This is a genomic window from Burkholderia sp. MSMB1072 (assembly GCF_001524725.1).
GTDB lineage: Bacteria > Pseudomonadota > Gammaproteobacteria > Burkholderiales > Burkholderiaceae > Burkholderia.
Genome location: NZ_LOYC01000009.1, coordinates 281641 through 299023, shown reverse-complemented (window position 1 = coordinate 299023; position 17383 = coordinate 281641). Strand labels below are relative to the sequence as shown.

17 protein-coding genes are annotated in these 17383 nt (G+C 67.7%); 8 read left to right on the top strand and 9 right to left on the bottom strand.

The features are described from left to right. Window positions 1–5 precede the first annotated feature (5 nt). Complete coding sequence (locus WS89_RS03400; protein ID WP_257128110.1) at window positions 6–827, bottom strand: hypothetical protein; 822 nt, start codon at window positions 825–827, stop codon at window positions 6–8. A gap of 177 nt (window positions 828–1004) precedes the next feature. Here WS89_RS03400 and WS89_RS03395 point away from each other — a divergent pair, with 177 nt between their 5' ends. The 3 genes from WS89_RS03395 (at window position 1005) to WS89_RS03385 (ending at window position 3891) form a co-directional block, all read left to right on the top strand. Then, window positions 1005–1670 (top strand): cation diffusion facilitator family transporter, encoded by a 666-nt coding sequence (locus WS89_RS03395; RefSeq protein WP_059789491.1) that lies wholly within the window; start codon window positions 1005–1007, stop codon window positions 1668–1670. Between the two features lie 473 nt (window positions 1671–2143). After that, window positions 2144–2548 (top strand): helix-turn-helix domain-containing protein, encoded by a 405-nt coding sequence (locus WS89_RS03390; protein ID WP_059789490.1) that lies wholly within the window; start codon window positions 2144–2146, stop codon window positions 2546–2548. Between the two features lie 2 nt (window positions 2549–2550). Further along, window positions 2551–3891, top strand: a complete 1341-nt coding sequence (locus WS89_RS03385; RefSeq protein ID WP_059789489.1) for a type II toxin-antitoxin system HipA family toxin — start codon at window positions 2551–2553, stop codon at window positions 3889–3891. 158 nt (window positions 3892–4049) lie between these two features. Here the strand turns inward: WS89_RS03385 and WS89_RS03380 are convergent, their stop codons facing one another. Beyond that, window positions 4050–5177, bottom strand: coding sequence for a 4-hydroxyphenylpyruvate dioxygenase family protein (locus tag WS89_RS03380; RefSeq protein WP_059789488.1), 1128 nt, complete (start codon window positions 5175–5177; stop codon window positions 4050–4052). Window positions 5178–5535: 358 nt separating this feature from the next. Between WS89_RS03380 and shiA the strand changes: the two genes are divergently transcribed. Beyond that, entirely contained in the window at window positions 5536–6840 is a 1305-nt protein-coding gene (gene shiA / locus WS89_RS03375) for a shikimate transporter (protein WP_059505267.1), read from the top strand. 212 nt (window positions 6841–7052) lie between these two features. Next, window positions 7053–8354 (top strand): UDP-N-acetylglucosamine 1-carboxyvinyltransferase, encoded by a 1302-nt coding sequence (locus WS89_RS03370; protein WP_059789487.1) that lies wholly within the window; start codon window positions 7053–7055, stop codon window positions 8352–8354. A 72-nt stretch (window positions 8355–8426) separates the two neighbouring features. On the opposite strand, the gene WS89_RS03365 is transcribed toward WS89_RS03370, so the two are convergent. Together WS89_RS03365 and WS89_RS03360 are read right to left on the bottom strand one after the other, a co-directional pair. Continuing rightward, on the bottom strand, window positions 8427–8840 hold the full coding sequence (locus tag WS89_RS03365) for a PIN domain-containing protein (protein WP_059789486.1): 414 nt from the start codon (window positions 8838–8840) through the stop codon (window positions 8427–8429). Continuing rightward, on the bottom strand, window positions 8827–9060 hold the full coding sequence (locus WS89_RS03360; RefSeq protein ID WP_059789722.1) for an AbrB/MazE/SpoVT family DNA-binding domain-containing protein: 234 nt from the start codon (window positions 9058–9060) through the stop codon (window positions 8827–8829). Before WS89_RS03360 ends, WS89_RS03365 begins: the two co-directional genes overlap by 14 nt. 164 nt (window positions 9061–9224) lie before the next feature. On the opposite strand from WS89_RS03360, the gene WS89_RS03355 reads away from it, so the two are divergent. After that, window positions 9225–9995, top strand: coding sequence for an IclR family transcriptional regulator domain-containing protein (locus WS89_RS03355; protein WP_059505261.1), 771 nt, complete (start codon window positions 9225–9227; stop codon window positions 9993–9995). Between the two features lie 107 nt (window positions 9996–10102). On the opposite strand, the gene WS89_RS03350 is transcribed toward WS89_RS03355, so the two are convergent. The 5 genes from WS89_RS03350 to WS89_RS03330 form a co-directional block, all read right to left on the bottom strand. Continuing rightward, window positions 10103–12403 (bottom strand): ATP-dependent DNA helicase, encoded by a 2301-nt coding sequence (locus WS89_RS03350; protein ID WP_059789485.1) that lies wholly within the window; start codon window positions 12401–12403, stop codon window positions 10103–10105. Beyond that, window positions 12400–14094, bottom strand: a complete 1695-nt coding sequence (locus WS89_RS03345; protein WP_059505259.1) for a VRR-NUC domain-containing protein — start codon at window positions 14092–14094, stop codon at window positions 12400–12402. Before WS89_RS03345 ends, WS89_RS03350 begins: the two co-directional genes overlap by 4 nt. A 107-nt stretch (window positions 14095–14201) precedes the next feature. Beyond that, window positions 14202–15080, bottom strand: a complete 879-nt coding sequence (locus tag WS89_RS03340) for a MipA/OmpV family protein (protein WP_059505257.1) — start codon at window positions 15078–15080, stop codon at window positions 14202–14204. Window positions 15081–15283: 203 nt separating this feature from the next. Further along, window positions 15284–15595 carry a hypothetical protein gene (locus WS89_RS03335; RefSeq protein WP_006479035.1) on the bottom strand — a complete coding sequence of 104 codons (312 nt, stop codon included), beginning with the start codon at window positions 15593–15595 and terminating at the stop codon, window positions 15284–15286. Window positions 15596–15902: 307 nt separating this feature from the next. After that, window positions 15903–16202: a hypothetical protein gene (locus WS89_RS03330; RefSeq protein WP_059789484.1), complete on the bottom strand. Its 300-nt coding sequence runs from the start codon at window positions 16200–16202 to the stop codon at window positions 15903–15905. Window positions 16203–16340: 138 nt separating this feature from the next. On the opposite strand from WS89_RS03330, the gene WS89_RS03325 reads away from it, so the two are divergent. Together WS89_RS03325 and WS89_RS03320 are read left to right on the top strand one after the other, a co-directional pair. Then, entirely contained in the window at window positions 16341–16577 is a 237-nt protein-coding gene (locus WS89_RS03325; protein ID WP_059789483.1) for a hypothetical protein, read from the top strand. Window positions 16578–16932: 355 nt separating this feature from the next. Then, window positions 16933–17364, top strand: coding sequence for a CBS domain-containing protein (locus WS89_RS03320; protein ID WP_059505251.1), 432 nt, complete (start codon window positions 16933–16935; stop codon window positions 17362–17364). Window positions 17365–17383 lie beyond the last annotated feature (19 nt).

Genomic DNA, 17383 nt, shown 5'->3' with positions numbered 1-17383 from the left:
AGTCGTCATCCGTTACGTTGCCGGTCGCTCAGCCTGTCGACCTGCTTCACGCCGCGGAGCAGCCATGGCCGAAGTTGCCTCGTGAGGAGCGGCATGATGATCCACGTCAGCGACGAAGTCAGGAGTGCGGAGCTGAGCGCGAGTTGGACAGGACGCTCCAGCGCGGGAAGGAGCGCGTTCAGAAGGAAGGTGATCGACAGCAGGACCGGATAAACCGCCAGCCACGTCACGAGAAACGTCTTCCACTTCGGTGCAGCGGGCTTGCCGGCAATCGCGAACCACGCATCCATGCCGACGGCGGCGTCGCGATGTTCGTCCGATATCTCGTCGCCCTTCGCAACCAGCTTTCGCCGTTCCCCGGAGGCCTCCCACGCATGCAGGTGCTCCGGCGAGTCGAAACGATAAACCAGATAGTTGATGCCGCTTGAATCGTTCAGGCGAACGTTTCCGAGATGCCCCGGGTAACGCCGCGCTGCCGCGTCGATCTCGCGCGCCCATCGATCGAATTGCCTTTCCCGTCCCGGATGAACGACGCGGCCGACGACGATCGTGCTCGACTCGCGAATCGTGTCCGACGGGGAAAGGCGTTGACTGTCGTGCATCTGATGGCTGAAGCGAAGGGGCGGTACATTTCGTCGCTCGGCGGTGCCCGATGGCGTCCGAGAAAAAACATACGCCGTTTGGGCGAACATGCCGGGCTGTCGCGCGAGCAAATCACGGTCCTGCCCGCACGCCGGCAGCGGCGCTTGTCGCGCTTCGACGCTCGCGCGAGCGGCCTGCGTCGACGGCGCGGCAGCCTCATGCGATGCCGTCGAATTCGCTACCAACGAACGCGCGCTGTAATTTTTTCAGCATGATCGAAAGCGTGGGGGCGCTACGGGTGAGCGGAAAGTGGATCGCCGGGGGCCTAATCGTCGCTCAGGGCCTTCGTTCGGTCTGTCATTCGCGTGCCACCGTAGGCCGGTAACGTTCGAAGCCGCCCCGATTCCGACAAGCGAACCGACATGCAGCGCCCGTCGCGCGCCACGCCCCACGTTTACGCAGCCACGTCCCGCGCCCTCGCTATCAGCCTCGCGATCAACCTGCTGCTGCTCGCCGTCGAGACGGCGGCGGCATGGTTCGCGCATTCGTCGGGGCTGCTCGCGGACGTCGCGCACGCCGCGATCGATCTTGCGGCCGATGCGCTGATCCTCGTCGCCTGCCGGTTCGACGCGCGCCTGCCGCCGGAGCGGCGCCCGACCTACGAGCCGCTCGCACTCGCGGGCCTCGGCGCGTTGCTGGCCGCGACCGGCGCGCAGATGATCTGGCATGCGCTGACCCGGTTCGATACGCCGCCCGTCGTGCAGCCGGGCGCGACCGCGCTCGCGCTGGCTGCCGTCACGCTCGCCGGCAAGGCCGTGCTGTCGTACTGGATGCTGCGCCAGGCGCGCGAGACCGGCTCCGCGCTACTCGAGGCGAGCGGCTGGCACGTGCGGACCGATGCGCTGTCGTCGTTGCTCGCGGCGCTCGCGATGAGTGCGGCGCTGCTCGGCTTCGGCCGCCTCGACGATCTGGCGGCGCTCGCGATCGGTGCGCTCGTGATCCGCACGGGCGCCGGGTTCATCCGGCGCGGCTATGCGCAGTGGCCGGCACTGGCCGATTGGGCGAATCGCTCGACGCGCGGGTCGTGAACGCGGATCGTCGCGCCGCTCGTCGATGCTTCGATGCGCGTGATCGACTGAACGGAATGAAGAAGAGGCTCGCCCCCCGCGAGCCTCTTTTGCGAGATGTCGCCATCGGCATGTCGTTCCTGGCGTACCGATGCTATCGCCCACCCGAGCGGCACGACACTCCCGGGCAAAATCCGCACGAGCGCCGCCGGGCAACGGCCGCGGCATACACATCGGACGGTTTCGCGCAATGGAATATCGGGCCGCCTTGCACGGCATCCCGCGACGCACACGTATGCTCCACAGGCGGCGTGATGGGGCGATGCGCGGGCATCGTGCGCGACGACCGCAGGCGGGTTGACCGATCGGGCTCCGCGTAACAGGCTATTGCTTGTATTTTGTTAATACAGTCTTTAGTTTGTATTTTGACGATACATGCCATAGACTGTATTTTCCGATTACAAACGATCACCTGTCATCTCGCGGAGCGCCCGATGGCCTTTCCTGTCCAGACCTTGACCCAATTGCGCCCGATCCTCGTCGGTTTCCGCAAATCCGCGGGGCTCACGCAGGCGCAACTGGCCGCCCGCCTCGGCATCACCCAGCAATCTTATGCTCAGCTCGAAGCCAACCCGTCGGCGGTCAGCATCGAACGGCTTTTCAAGGTGATGAACGCGCTTGGCGTTCGCATGTTGCTCAGCCTCGACGAGCGGGATGCACCGGCGGAAGCGGCCGATTCGGCTCCCGATGCCGAACCGGTGGTGCGCCGCAAGCCGGTCGCGAGCAAGCGCGGCACCACGGCCGCCACAACCCCGACCGGGGCCGCCGTTAGAACTGCGCGGAAGCGCCCGACAGCGACGCGGGCCAGGCCTCGCGCGTCGGAGCGGGAGGACTGGTGACGATGGTCGCACGCGCCCGCAGCAACCGGCTCGACCTGTGGATGAACGGCATTCCTGTCGGCTACTGGGAAATCCGGCGTGGGGTCGAGCGTCTCGTCTACCTGCCGGACTGGCTCGACGATCCCCAGGGCCGGCCGCTGTCGTTGTCGCTGCCCTTCACGCCCGGCAACCAGCCGCACCAGGGCGCGATCGTGGCCGACTACTTCGACAATCTGCTGCCGGACAGCGAGCCGATCCGCCGTCGCATCGCGCAGCGTTACCGGCTCCGGTCGACAGCGCCATTCGACTTGCTCGCGTCGATCGGCCGCGATTGCGTCGGCGCGATTCAAATGCTGCCGCCCGACGAGACACCGGTCAATCTCAACGGAATCGAAGGCGCGCCGCTCGACGACGCAGCCGTTGCCGATGTGCTGCGCCACGCGACCGCCGCGCCGCTGCCCGGCCACGGGGAACCGCACGGCGACCTGCGCCTGTCGATTGCCGGCGCGCAGGAAAAGACCGCGCTGCTGCGTCAGCGCAACCGCTGGCTGCGGCCGTCGGGCAGCACGCCGACGACCCACATCTTCAAGCTGCCGCTCGGGCGCGTCGGCAACATGCAGGCCGACATGCGCACGTCCGTCGAAAACGAATGGTTGTGCTCGAAGATCGTCGCCGCGTACGGCTTGCCGGTCGCACCGTGCGAGATCGGCCGGTTCGACGATCAGAAGGCGCTGATCGTCGAGCGCTTCGACCGGCGCCCGTCGCGCGACGGCTCGTGGATCCTGCGGCTGCCGCAGGAGGACATGTGTCAGGCGACCGGCACGCCGTCGGGGGCGAAATACGAAGCGGACGGCGGCCCCGGCATCGAGACGATCATGGGTATCCTCGCGAATTCGGCCGACGCTTCCCGCGACCGGATGAATTTCTTCGTCGCACAGCTCGTGTTCTGGGTGTTGGCTGCGATCGACGGCCACGCGAAGAACTTCAGCATCGCGCACCTGCCCGGTAATACGTATCGCAGCACGCCGCTGTACGACGTGCTGTCCGCGCATCCGATCATCGGTACGCGCCGCAATCAGATCCCGCCGAGCCGCGCGCGCCTGGCGATGGCCGTCTGCGGGAAGAACCGGCACTACGTGATCGGGGAAATCCGGCCGCGCCACTGGATCGCACAGGGCCGGCGCGTCGGCCTGACCGAAGACGACGTGCGGGCCGCGATGACGGCCGTCGCAGCACGGACGGAGCCCGCGATTGCCGAAGCCGCCGCACAGATCCCGGCGGATTTTCCTGCGGACGTGGCAGACGCGATATTCGCGGGCATGCGTCGGCAAAGCCGCAAACTCGCGGCGGCCGGCGCGGCGTGACAAATCGACCGGCCGCGACGGGCTGCCGGTCTTCGCCGCAATACTTCGACCCTCGGTCGACGGGCGGTCCTGGCAGGACCGAAGCGGTTATGCCGCCGCAGATACGGACATCGAACGCCCCGCCCCGAACCGCTTGCCGGCCGCCGGCGCTTGATCGTTCAGCCGGCGTCGCGCGCGCGGGCGAGTGCCGCGAGGTTGCCCTCGCCGAACCCGTGGTGCCCCTTGCGCTGCACGATCTCGAAGAAGATCTCGCCGGGGCGGCGTTTGACGAAGGTCTGGAAGAACAGTCTCGGCACCCCGTCGTCGCCGATCTCGCCGTCGACCAGCACCGCGCGGCGGCGCAGCGCGTCGAGATCGACACCGTGCGCGGGCAGCCGCGCGTCGACGTCGTCGTAATAGCGTACGGGCGGCTCGATGAATTCGACGCCGTTCGCGCGCAACGCATCGACGCACGCCAGGATGTCGTCGGTGGCCAGCGCGACGTGCTGCACGCCCTCGCCCGGATGGTCGGGCAGGTACGCATGCATCAGCTCGGTGCGCCGCGTACCTTCCTCGTAGACCGGAATCCGCACCGCGCCGCACGGCGACACCATCACGCGCGACTCCTCCGACACATGCCAGTGCGCGTCGATCTGGTGGATCTCGCGAAAATGCAGCAGGTCGTGGTAGAAATCCAGCCACTCCTGCATGCGGCCCGCGCCGACGGTTTGCGTGAAGTGGTCGACCTGCTGCAGGCCGACGCCCGCGCGATCGAGATCGGTATGCGCGGTCGCGATGTCGATCGGCCGGAAATCGATGTCGAAGATCGAGATGTCGCCGACGCCGCCGCGCTGGCCGCCCCGCCCGCGCCAGCGATCGACGAAATACAGGTGCGAATCGCCGATGCCCTGGATCGCCGGGATCTTCAGCTCGCCGACGCCGACCTTTTCGCCTTCGAACGCCCACGCCCCGAGCTGGATCGCGCGCTCGAACGCGCGCCGGGCGTTCGCCACGCGCAACCCGATCGCGCAGACGCCCATCCCGTATTCCTCCGCATAGCGCGCGGCGAACGAATCGGGCTCGGCGTTGATCAGGAAATGCATCTGCCCCTGCCGGTACAGCGTGACGTTCTTGCTGACGTGCCGCGCGATCGCCTTGAACCCGAACTGCTCGAAGCGCTGCGCGAGCGCTTCCGGCACGGGCGCCGCGAATTCGACGAATTCGAGGCCGGCCATCCCGAGCGGATTGGCGGCCGGATCGGCAACGGGCGGCGTATCGCTGGACAAGGGGTGGAAATTGCCGGGCATTCCAGTCTCCGGGGGCATGCGGTCGATGGGGGTTCGTGCCTGTCGCGTGCGGCATGCGCGGCCGATGCGGCGGCCTCGCGTCCGCCCCGAACGGGCGAGTTGTCGATGTTGCAGATTTTAACCAGATCGTTCACCGCGGCACACCCCGGCCAAACGGCATATCGTCGCGCCGCTTAGTGCAAACCCCAAAAGCGTTCGATAATCGCACGTAATTGAACGATAATCGCGCACATTGTCCGATTGGCCAATTGCCGCCGTGCGGCCCGCGCCCTATTCTCCGTTCACTCATCGACTTCAATGCAGCATCGGACGCGGCGCCGCCACGATTCCACGATGCGCCGTGCCAGGAGACATCGCCATGACCCCCACCTTCGACACCCTCGACACCGCCGGCGCTCGCGCCCGCAGCCAGGCCCGCAAGGCTGCGATCGGCAGCTTTGTCGGCGCCGTCGTCGACTGGTACGACTTCCTGCTGTACGGGATCGTCGCCGCGCTGGTGTTCAATTCCGAGTTTTTCCCGAAAGTCAGCCCGACGATGGGCACGCTCGCGGCATTCGCCACCTTCGGCGTCGGCTTCCTGTTCCGGCCGCTCGGCGGCATCGTGTTCGGCCACTACGGCGACCGGCTCGGCCGCAAGCGGATGCTCGTGCTGACCGTGATGCTGATGGGGCTGTCGACGGTCGCGATCGGCCTGCTGCCGACGTTCTCGACGATCGGCTGGTGGGCGCCCGTGCTGCTGGTGCTGATGCGCGCGATCCAGGGCTTCGCGGTCGGCGGCGAATGGGGCGGCGCGGCGCTGATGGCCGTCGAGAGCGCGCCGAAGCAGAAGAAGGCGTTCTACAGCAGCGGCGTGCAAGTCGGCTACGGCGTCGGGCTCGTGCTGGCCACCGGCATCGTCTCGATCCTGAGCCATACGCTCGGCGAGGCGGCGTTCAAGTCGTGGGGCTGGCGCCTGCCGTTCGTGTTCAGCATCGTGCTGGTGCTGATCGGACTGTGGGTGCGCAAGAACATGGACGAATCGCAGGAGTTCGTCGAGAAGGTCGAGCACGGCAACCGCAAACTGCGCCTGCCGGTGCTGGAGGCGCTGACGCGCCACCCTAAGGCGTTCCTGCTGATCGTCGCGCTGCGGCTCGCCGAACTGTTCACGATGTATATCGTCACCGCGTTCGCGCTCAGTTATTCGACGACGAACCTCGGCATGTCGCGTGACCTGTTCCTGAACATCGGCCTGCTGGTGGGCGCGGTGAGCTGCGTGACGATCCCCTGCTTCGCATGGCTGGCCGACCGCTACGGCCTGCGCCGCATCTACCTGATCGGCGCGCTGATCGGCCTCGTATCGGCGGTGCCGTTCTTCGTCGCGCTGGAAGCTCGATCGATCGCGTGGATCGTGATCTTCTCGATCCTGCTGGCGAACGCCGCGCACGACATGGTCGTGAGCGTCCAGCAGCCGCTGTTCACCGAGCTGTTCGGCGCCGAATACCGCTACAGCGGCGCGGGTGTCGGCTACCAGTTCGCGAGCGTCGTAGGCGGCGGGTTCACGCCGTTCATCGCGGTCGGCCTCGTCAGCGTGGCAGGCGGTTCGTGGCACCTCGTCGCCGGCTATCTGGCGTTCGGCTGCCTGATCTCACTGGCGGTCGCCGCGCGGATGCGGGCCGCGCAATGACGGCTGACCGTCGGCCGACCCGATTCGCGGTCGGCCAACGCGGCGGTCGTTCGGCCATGCCGGCCGGCATTCGACCCGCCGCATCGCGGCGCGACGTCAAACACTGTCAGTTACGCGCGCCGATTCCCCTTTTCCCCTCCGAACACTCCACGCCGCATGCCGACCAATGGCATCATATGGGCCTACGTCAGTCACCGATACGCCCCCATATCATGTCGAATCTCATCGTCCACGGCGGCACTCCGCTGCGCGGGGACATCAAGCCGTCCGCGAACAAGAACGCCGTCCTGCCGATTCTGTGCGCCACCCTGTTGACCGATCAGCCGCTGCGCCTCGTCGGCGTGCCGGACATCACCGACGTACGCAAGATCCTCGACATCTTCCGCACGCTCGGCAGCGACGTGTCGGTCGATTTCACGACGGGTCTGCTCGAGCTTCACCATCGCAACACGCAATTCGATCCGGCCATCCACCGGCTGCCCGAGGCGATGCGTTCGTCGATCATGCTAATTCCGCCGCTGCTCGCGCGCTTCGGCGTCGCGCGCCTCGAGAACGACGTGAAGGGCTGCACGCTCGGCGTGCGCGAGATCGATCCGCACGTCGAGGTGTTCGAACGTTTCGGCGCACACATCGAGCGCACGCCCGATTCGCTGATCGTCCGTACCGACGGGCCGCTGACGGCCAACGCTCATTGGCTCGACTACGCGTCGGTGACGACCACCGAGAACTTCGCGCTGTGCGCGACGGCCGCGAACGGCACGTCGACGTTGATGAACGCGGCCTCCGAGCCGCACGTGCAGGAGTTCTGCCAGTTCCTCGCGATGATCGGCGTCTCGATCGAGGGCATCGGCACGTCGCGGCTCTGCGTGACGGGCGGCGGCAAGCTCGGCGGCGGCGAGTTCCGCTTCGCCGAGGATTTCCATGAAATCGCGACGTTCCTTGCGCTCGGCGCGATCACGGGCGGCGACATCACGGTGCGCAATTCGTCGCCCGAGCATTTCCCGCTGATCGACCGTACGTTCGCGAAATTCGGCGTCACCGTCACGCACCGGGACGGCTGGTCGCGCGCGGAGCGCGATGGCCCGCTGCGCGTGCGCCGGCCGTTCACGCAGAACATCCTGACCAAGGTCGAGGCCGCGCCATGGCCGTACCTGCCGGTCGACCTGCTGCCGATCTTCATCGCGCTCGGCGTGCGCGCGGAAGGCAGCGCGATGTTCTGGAACAAGGTCTACGACGGTGCGCTCGGCTGGTCCGGCGAACTGTCGAAGTTCGGCGCGCACGTGTTGTTGTCCGACCCGCACCGGCTGATCACGTTCGGCGGACTGCAACTGACGCCGGCGCGCGTCGAGAGCCCGTACATCATCCGCGTCGCGATCGCGCTGCTGATGGTGGCCGCGAGCATCGAAGGTCGCTCGGAAATCATGAACGCGCTGCCGATCCGCCGCGCGCATCCGCATTTCGTCGAGAACCTGCGTTCGGTCGGCGCGAACGTCGAGTGGACGAGCAGCGAGTAAGGCCATGACGGATGCGACGCGCGTCACGGTCGCGTCGCATCCGGTTCCTCCGCTTTTCCGGTTCGCCCGGCCTCAAGCAAACGGGTTGCGCAATACCGGACCGCCGTCCACTTGCAAGCCGTCGTGCATGTCTTCGGTGTACAGATATTCGCATCCCTCGATCGAAGCAGTTGCGACGATGCATGCGTCGTAGAAGGACAAGCGATGCCGCTCCGCCAGCCGCCGCGCGAGGTCGTGTGCATCGACGGTGAGCGGCACGACGTCGCACAAACGTTTGATCGGCTCCAGAAACTCCCCTACCTCGCGCCACGGCATCCGCAGTTTGCGGTTGCAGACACTGGCGACCTCATTCAATACCTGGACGCTGAGGGTTGGCCGTCGAAGGAACAGCGCCTCCGCACGATTTGCCTTGGTTTCGTCCTCGGACAGCAGATAAAGCACGACATTGCTGTCGACGAACGATTTCTCCGTCTCAATCCCGCTCATTCGCATCGTCCCGGCTGAACTTGAAATCCGCGGGCAACTTGCCCCTGAAACGCCGCAGTCGCTCCAGAAGCTCGTCGGGCCTCGGCTTGCGACTTACCGCGAAAACGCGGGGACTGTCGACCACGATCTCGATATCGTCGCCTTCGCGAAGTTCCAGTGCGTCGACCACACTGGCCGGAAGACGAACCGCCAGGCTATTGCCCCATTTAGCGACCTGCATCTGAGCCTCCATGGATATACGTCGTCGATTGTATATTGTTGGTGCGAATCCGCAATTCGGCTGAATGGACAATTGGGCGGGCACGCGCGCCCCATTACCCATGACTCGCGCGATAATCGCTCACTTCCGCGCGAATAACGCGCATCCACTGCCCGCCTGCGACGATGAAAAAGCCCGATCTCGACCGACGCGACTGGATTGCCGGCCTCGAAAAAGGCCTGATGATCCTGGAGGCGTTCGACAGCCAGCACGCGCGCATGACGCCCACGCAGGCCGCCGCCCGCACCGGCCTCACGCGCACGGCCGCGCGGCGCTACCTGCTGACGCTCGAGTCGCTCGGCTACGTGTACACCGACGGCAAGCTGTACGGCCTCACGCCGCGCGTGCTGCGGGTCGGCTGGTCGTACTTCGATTCGGCGCGGCTGCCGCGCACGGTCCAGCCTTATCTACAGCAACTGAGCGCGTCGCTGAACGAATCGGCGTACGTCAGCGTGCTCGACGGCTGGGAACTCGTGTTCATCGCCCGCAACGGCGTGTCGCGCGTGATGACGACGGGCTTCGTGCTCGGCGCACGCGTGCCGGCGCCGCTGACGTCGCCCGGTGTCGTGCTGCTCGCCCATCATCCCGACCGCGAGGCCGTGCGCGCGTGGCTCGACGAGACCGAGTTGCCGCCGTTCACGCCGCACACGATCACCAACAAGGCGCGGCTGCTCGAACAGGTCGACCAGGCGCGCGACGCCGGCTACGCGGCGATCGAGCAGCAGTTGCAGGTTGGCGTGCGCGGGATCGCGGTGCCGCTGAAGAACCGTCACGGCGAAGTCGTCGCCGCGCTGAGCACGAACATGCCGATCGGCGCGGAGACGACCGACGCTGCCGTGCGGCGCGTGCTGCCGCATCTGCAGGAAGCGGCGCTCGCGATGCTCAACGTGCTGTAGCGCACCCTGCTCGCCGCGAACGGCCCCGGTGCAACGCCTGCAACCCCGCTACGTAACGAATAGCGCCCTGCGCCGCAACCGGCAGTCCGTCGGCCGGTTTTTGCCCTTCACCCGATCCGCCACCAACGCGGCAACAGATTGCGCACCTCGCGCCGCCGGTAACGGTCGTCGATCAGATGCACGACCCCCTCGTCGTGCTCGGTCCGGATCACGCGCCCGGCCGCCTGCACGACCTTCTGCAGCCCCGGGTACAGGTACATGTAGTCGTAACCGTTGCCGAAGCGCGCGTCCATCGCGCGCCGCATCTGCTCGTTGACGTCGTTGACCTGCGGCAATCCGAGTGTCGCAATGAACGCGCCGATCAGCCGCTCGCCGACCAGGTCGACGCCTTCCGAGAAAGCCCCGCCCAGCACCGCGAAACCGACGCCGCGGCCGGCCGCGTCGAAGCGCGCGAGAAACGCGTCGCGCTCGCTTTCGGCCATGCCGGGCGCTTGCGCCCACACGGGGACGTCCGGATGGCGCGTCTGCATCAGCGCGACCACGCGCCCGAGGTAGTCGAAGCTGCTCAGGAAGCCGAGATAGTTGCCGGGCCGGGCCGTGTATTGCGCGGCGATCAGGTCGGCGATCGGCTCGAGCGAGCGATCGCGGTCGCGCCAGCGCGTCGACACGTGGCTCGCGACGCGCACCGTCAGTTGCTCGGCGCGGAACGGCCCGTCGACGTCGAGCCAGCCCGTATCGCCGGGCAGCCCGAGCGTGTCGCGGTAGAAATGGAACGGGCTCAGCGTGCCCGAGAACAGCACGGTTGCGCGCGCGGCTTCGTAGCGCGGCGCCAGGAAACCGGCCGGGATCACGTTGCGCACGCACAGCGTCGACTGGACGCGGCGCTGGCGGCCGGCCGTCGCCACGCCGTCGAGCGCGGGCTGCCGCGGCATCGGTTCGCCATGCAGCGTCGCGTCGAAGATCGATGCGCTGTCGAACGCTTCGGCCAGCACGCCGAACTGGATCGCCTCGAAATGAAAGCGCAGCAGCGCGTCGCCGTTCGCGCGCGGCGCGTCGGTCAGGTGTTCGCCGATCGCCGCGACGAGGTTTTGCACGGCCGACACGATCGGGCCCGGCACGTCGGGATAGGCCGCATAGCGCTCGGCCTGTGCGCGATTGAGCGTGCCCCACGCACGGGCCAGCCGGTCGAACGCCTTGCGCAGCGCCGCGGGCGCGGCTTCGCGCGCGGCCGCGAACGCGAACGGATCGAGCGACGCGCTGTACATCTTGCGGGCGCGGTCGAGCAGGTTGTGCGCTTCGTCGACGAGCACGCCGACGCGCCACTGGTTCTGCTGCGCGAGCGTGTGCAGCATCGCGCTGCCGTCGTAGTAGTAGTTGTAGTCGCCGATCACCATGTCCGACCAGCGCGCGAGCTCCTGCGCCAGGTAATACGGACAGACGTCGTGCGCGAGCGCCGCGGCGCGCACGGTGTCGCGATCGAGCAGCCCGGCGTCGATCGCCGCATCGCGCGCGGCCGGCAGCCGGTCGTAGAAGCCTTTCGCAAGCGGGCACGATTCGCCGTGACACGCGTTGTCCGGATGCTCGCACGCCTTGTCGCGCGCGACGAGTTCCAGCACGCGCAGCGGCAGCGCGGGCGTGCCGGCGCCGAGCGTCGTCGCCGCTTCGAGTGCGAGCGCACGGCCGGGCGTTTTCGCGGTCAGGAAAAACACATGGTCGAGCTCGCCTTCGCCGCATGCCTTCAGCAGCGGGAACACGGTGCCGAGCGTCTTGCCGATGCCGGTCGGCGCCTGCGCCATCAGGCAGCGTTCGTCGCGCGCCGCGCGATAGACGGCCACCGCCAGCTCGCGCTGGCCGCTGCGGAACTGCGCGTGCGGAAACGCGAGCGCGCGCAGCGCCGCGTCGCGTGCGGCGCGATGGGCCGTCTCGCGTTCGGCCCAGCCGACGAAGCACGCGCACTGCTCGGCGAAGAACGTCGCGAGCGTGCCGGCATCCAGCGTTTCCGTCAGCACGGTCTCGCGCTCGGACACGATGTCGAAATACACGAGCGCGACGTCGATTTCCTCGAGATCGCGCGCGTCGCACATCAGGTGCGCATAGACCTTGGCCTGCGCCCAGTGCAGTGCACGATGGTTGTCCGGCATCGCGTCGAGGCTGCCGCGATAGGTCTTGATTTCCTCGAGCCGGTTCGCCACGGGATCGTAGCCGTCCGCGCGGCCGCGCACGGTGAGCGTGCCCCACGTGCCCGTCAGCGCGATCTCGGTTTCGTAGCGCGCGCCGCGCTTCGACGTGACCGCGCCGTGGCCGGCGATGCCTTCGAGCGCGGTCGGCGCGGGCGTGAAGCGCAGGTCGAGATCGCCGCGCCGCGCGGTGAACTCGCACATGGCCCGCACCGCGACGACGTAGCTCATGCGGACAACCCCGCCGCTTCGGCGTGCGCGGCGGCCGCGCCGGCCCACTCGACGTCGACGACGCGCACCGGCATGCGGTGCGCGACGCAGTAGGCGAGCCAGCGTGTCTGGTTGTCCTGCAGCCGATCGCCGGGGCCCTTCACCTCGATCAGCTCGTAGCGGCGTTCGTCGGGCCAGAAGCGGACGAGATCGGGCAGGCCGGACCGGTTGCTGCGGATATCCGCGAGCAGGCGCGTGAACCATAGCCGCAGATGCTCGGGCGGCAGGCAGGCGAGCGCTTCGTCGAGCAGCGTGTCGGTCAGCACGCCCCAGAACACGAACGGCGATTGCAGCCCGGCCTTCGTCGCGAAATGCCGGCGGATCGTGTCGCGGTACGCGCCCGAATCGAGCTGCGCGAAGCATGCGTCGAAGGCCGCCGCGCGGCGCATCGCGAAATCGGGTGCGTGCAGATCGGCCGGGCCGCGCTGGAACGGGTGAAAAAACGCACCGGGCACGGCCGCGAACACGGGCTCCCAGCACAGCAGCCCGAACAGCGAATTGATCAGCGTGTTTTCGACGTAGTGGACCGGCGAAGCCGGCTGCGCGAGATGATCGCGCACGGCGAATTCGACGCTGACGGATGCGTCGGGGCGCGCCAGCACGAGCGTCTCGCGCGGTACGTCGGCGGCGGCAGCCGCGCGTTCGACCCGCTGGCCGGCGCGGCGTTGCAGGCGCGGCAGCATGCGCTCGACGCGCTGACGCTCCTCGTCGCTCTCGAAGCCGCCGCGTGCGTCGAGCGCCAGCGCGAGCGCGTCGTCGTCGCGTCCGCAGCGTTCGAGCACGCGGATGCGACGGTGGCGGCTGCCGGGCCACGCGCTGCGGGTGTACGCGTCGAGGGCGGTACCCCAGTCGGCACGGCGCTCGCACGCCTGGCCGAGCGCGAACAGCAGCTTCGCGCGGCGCGTCGCGAGCCACGGCTGCGCACAGTCGACTGCGGCCAGCGCGCGGATCAGGTCGTCGAACGGCAGATCGTCGGGCCATGCATCGAGCGCGTCGCGGCACATCTGCAGCGCGAGATACGCGTCGACGTCGCCACGCTGCTGGAACGCGCGCGACGACGGCGCGATCGGCACGCTTTCGTACTGGAACACGCCGAGATCGGCGAGCACGAATTCGCTCCAGTCCTGATGCAGATTGCCGAAGAACATCAGCCGCAGCCGGTCGCACAGTGCGCCGACCGTCACGCGCAGTACGCGGTCGTCGGCCTGTGCGCACCACGCGTCGAGCGGTTGCGCAACGTCGTGCGCGGGCCGCAGCCGGTCGAGCCAGTCGGCCTTGCGTTCGCCCGCGTGCGCGGCGAGCGACGGAAAGATGCGCAGCAGATCGGCCTTGGTCGACAGCGCGAACAGCTCGTCGAGCGTGAGCGGCGGTGCCGGATCGACCCAGCCGAGGGCGACGAGCGGCGCGGCGGCGTCGAGCGTGCAGCCGATCTCGTCGTACACGAGCTTGCTCGCGCGGAAATCGGACCCGTTGCGCATCAGCATCCGCACGAGCAGCGCCCGCGATGCCTGCGGCAGCGCCGCGAACTGCCGGACGAACGCGTGCTCGTGCGCGTCGAACAGGTCGTCGTAACGCTCGCCGAGCCAGGCCAGCGCGCGTTCGAAATTGGTCAGGTAGTAAAACGCCGGAGGCGTCGGTGAGGCAGGCGTCACGGGGATCGATCACTGTACGTTTGTACAGGTCGCAATCATATCAAATGTGACGGGCGATGCTGTACGCGGCATCGCCCTCCCGCTATCCGCCTGCGATCCGGCTTCGGTCAGAACTGGTAATTCACCGACATGTCGAACACGCCGTTGGTCGACTGCTGCGTGATCGGGCTGCGCGCCGCGCGACCGACGAGCTGCTCGATCGCGCCGTCCATCGTGACGAACCAGTGCTTGTTCACGAACCACACCATCGTCACGCCGAGGCCGGCCGACTTGATCCCGGCCCCCGACGAATAGGCCGGCAACCCCGAGCGCGCGGCCGCGCCCTGGTTCACGCCGAACCAGCTGTTCATGTAGCGGGAATCGGCGAACGACACGGTCGGCCCCGCGAACCAGAAGAAGTGCTCGTTGCTGCCGGGCATCGGCATGTACGCGGAGAAATCGCCGGTCCAGCCGTTCGACCCGCCAATGCTGCGCCGGACGTCCGCGCGCAGCACGAGCGGGAAATCCTTCGAGACGACGTAATCGGCGGCGAGCTTCATCACGGGCGCCGCGTTGATGTTGTCGAGGCCGTTCAGGTGGCCGAGATCGTCGGCCGAACGCCGTCCGAGGTCATAGCCGACCGCCAGGCTCACGCGCCAGTTCGGCCCGCGCAACACGTTCGCGCCGAGGCCTTCGCCGGTCGACAGGAAGAACAGGTCGCGATAACGGATGTCGAAATTCGGGCCGCCCATCACGCGATAGCGGTCGGAACCCGCGTAGCGCGGCTGCAGCGTCATGGCGGCGCCGACGCTCACCTGCCAGGCGGGAATATTCGGATCGAAGAGTTTCTGGAGCGGTACGCCCGCCGTGTATTGCCATTCGCCGAGCGGCGAAGGCGTCTGGGCCGCCGCGTCGCGCGCGCCGGCGGCAAGCGCCGCGCATGCCGACAGGCCGGATACGAACCGGCGTGCGCCGGGTGACAGCAACAGGCGAGCAACAGTGGTCAAGGCGGTCTCCGTCGGCTGCACGAAACGAACCTGAAGGAAAGCGTGTCGCGCTTCAGCGGCTGCAACAGTCGGCAGCCCGCTGCGCGAACGTAGTGTGCGCTGAATTAACGGACATCCTACGCGACACGCGTGCGGACGCAAAGCGCCCGTTGTGTACGGGCACTTTGCCGGAATCCGGCATGCGCCGGCGGATGATTGCGGAATCAGAAACGCTCGACGTGATAGTCGCCGGCGAGCGCGGCCGGGCTGCGCGTCGACATCATTCGCGAGAAGCCGTCGGCGAGCCGGCCGAGCGCCAGCTGTTTCTGGCTCGCGTCCCAGTGCGTATAGGTGTCGTACGCGGCATCGTCGAACGAAACGGTGACGGCGACCGGTCGGCCGCTGGCGCGAAAGCCGATCTGCAGCACGCCGCCCGGCAATTCCTCGATGTGATAGTGCAGCGAACGCGATTCGAAATAGCGGCCCAGTACCTGAGCGATCGCGCGCTTGTCTGGCGATTGCACGTGAATGTCCATGACGGTCCTCCTTTCAGTGTTCGCGCGGCCGGTGGTGGCGCACTGCCCCCGTCCGGCATCCGCATCGGCGGCGGGTTCGACGGCGGATCGCCTTGCGGCAGCCCGTCGGGCACGGGCGGGTCGACCGGGTCGTCGTGCCCGGGCGGCGGCGGATCCGGGTCGACGTCGGGTGTCGTCGGTTCGGGGCGGTGCAGCGTGGATGGCGTCTTCATGTCACTCCTGCGCGACGGCGCGCGCATTTCGATGGCGAAGCGAGCGCCCGCAAGCGCCGTGCCCGCTATCGCGCCGTGCCCCGTCGCCGTCGGGTTCAGTCGTCGTAGGCCGCCATGACGAGCCACATCGTGCGCCCCTCGGCGCTCAGTTGCACGGCAAGCGCGAACGGATCGGACGGTTCGCAATGGGCGACGAGTGCCTGCTGCGCGCGCTCCGGGCCGTCGTAGACGGTGTCGTTCAGCTCGCGTACCTCGTCCTTGCCGTCGAACATGCGCCGCTCCGGCCGATAGACCCGCGATTCCCGCTTCCACGTGTCGAACCGCTCGCGCACCTGGCCGAAATCGCCGCCGCATACGTTCGCGTCGTAACGTATCCTTTCCCTGGCTGCATTCATCACGATGTCCTCTCGTCCATACCGGCCCCGTGCGCTTCGTACCCGCATGCCCGGCCGGTTCCCGCGGCTTGCAAGCGCCGTGCCGCGGTTGCCGCGGGTACGGCGCTTGCGCCTTCTCATCGACAAGGAGGTTCGATCATGACCGTTCACGCCCCCGGCCGCCGCGACGCCGTGTCACCGGCTGCCGGACTGCTCCGGTTCGCCACGTCGCGTCCGCCGTCCGAAGACAAGACGGAGGAACGCATCGACGAAGGGCTCGAGGAGACGTTCCCGGCCAGCGACCCGCCCGCCGTCGGCGGTGCGACGCGTATCGACCCCGGCGAGCGCGAACGTCGCGCGCCGCACGTCCCTTCCCCGCCCCGCGATCACGGCTGACGGCGGCACCCGGCACGCGCTGCGCGACAGCGCCTCCGCGCGCCGGCCCAATCAGGAGCGATCGATGAAAGTCCTTGAACGCAGATGGCATGAAGTAAGCGGCGCAGCCGGCGTCGCGGCGCTGGCCGCGATCGAAAGCGCGGTGGTCCTCGCAATCGTCACGATGACGGGCATCGGCCACTGACGTCCCGCGTCTGCGCCGTGGAAGATGTACAAGCAGGCTGGCAAATTTCTCCGTCGCCGGCTATCCGGCGCAAGCCCGTTATCAGCGTGAAGAGGCCTTGGGCCCGACGCGTGCGCCTCGCGCGGCACGTGCGGTGCTCCCGCATCGTCCCCGCTCACGAAGGAGACGTTCATGTATCGCGTCAACGAGATCATGTCGCGCGACGTAGTGTGCGTCGCGCCGACCGACACGATTCGTCATGCAGCCGAATTGATGCAGCGCTTCGATATCGGCGTGCTGCCCGTTTGCGACGGCGCCGAACTCGTCGCGATCGTGACCGATCGCGATCTGGCGGTGCGGGCGCTGTCGCACGGCCATTCGCCCGATACGCCCGTGCAGGCGGTTGCGTCCAGACCCGTGCAATGGTGCGTCGAGGACGACGGCGTCGGCGATGTCCAGCAGCGGATGGCCGACGTGCAGTTGCACCGCTTGCCGGTGCTCGACCGCAATCTGAAGCTGGTCGGCATGGTGTCGCTCGGCGACATCGCGACGCGAGCCGGCGGCCCAGCGCGCGACGAGCTGGCCAATACGCTCGAGGACGTATCGCTGCCGCGCCGCCGCTGAGCGGCGTTTCCATCCCATC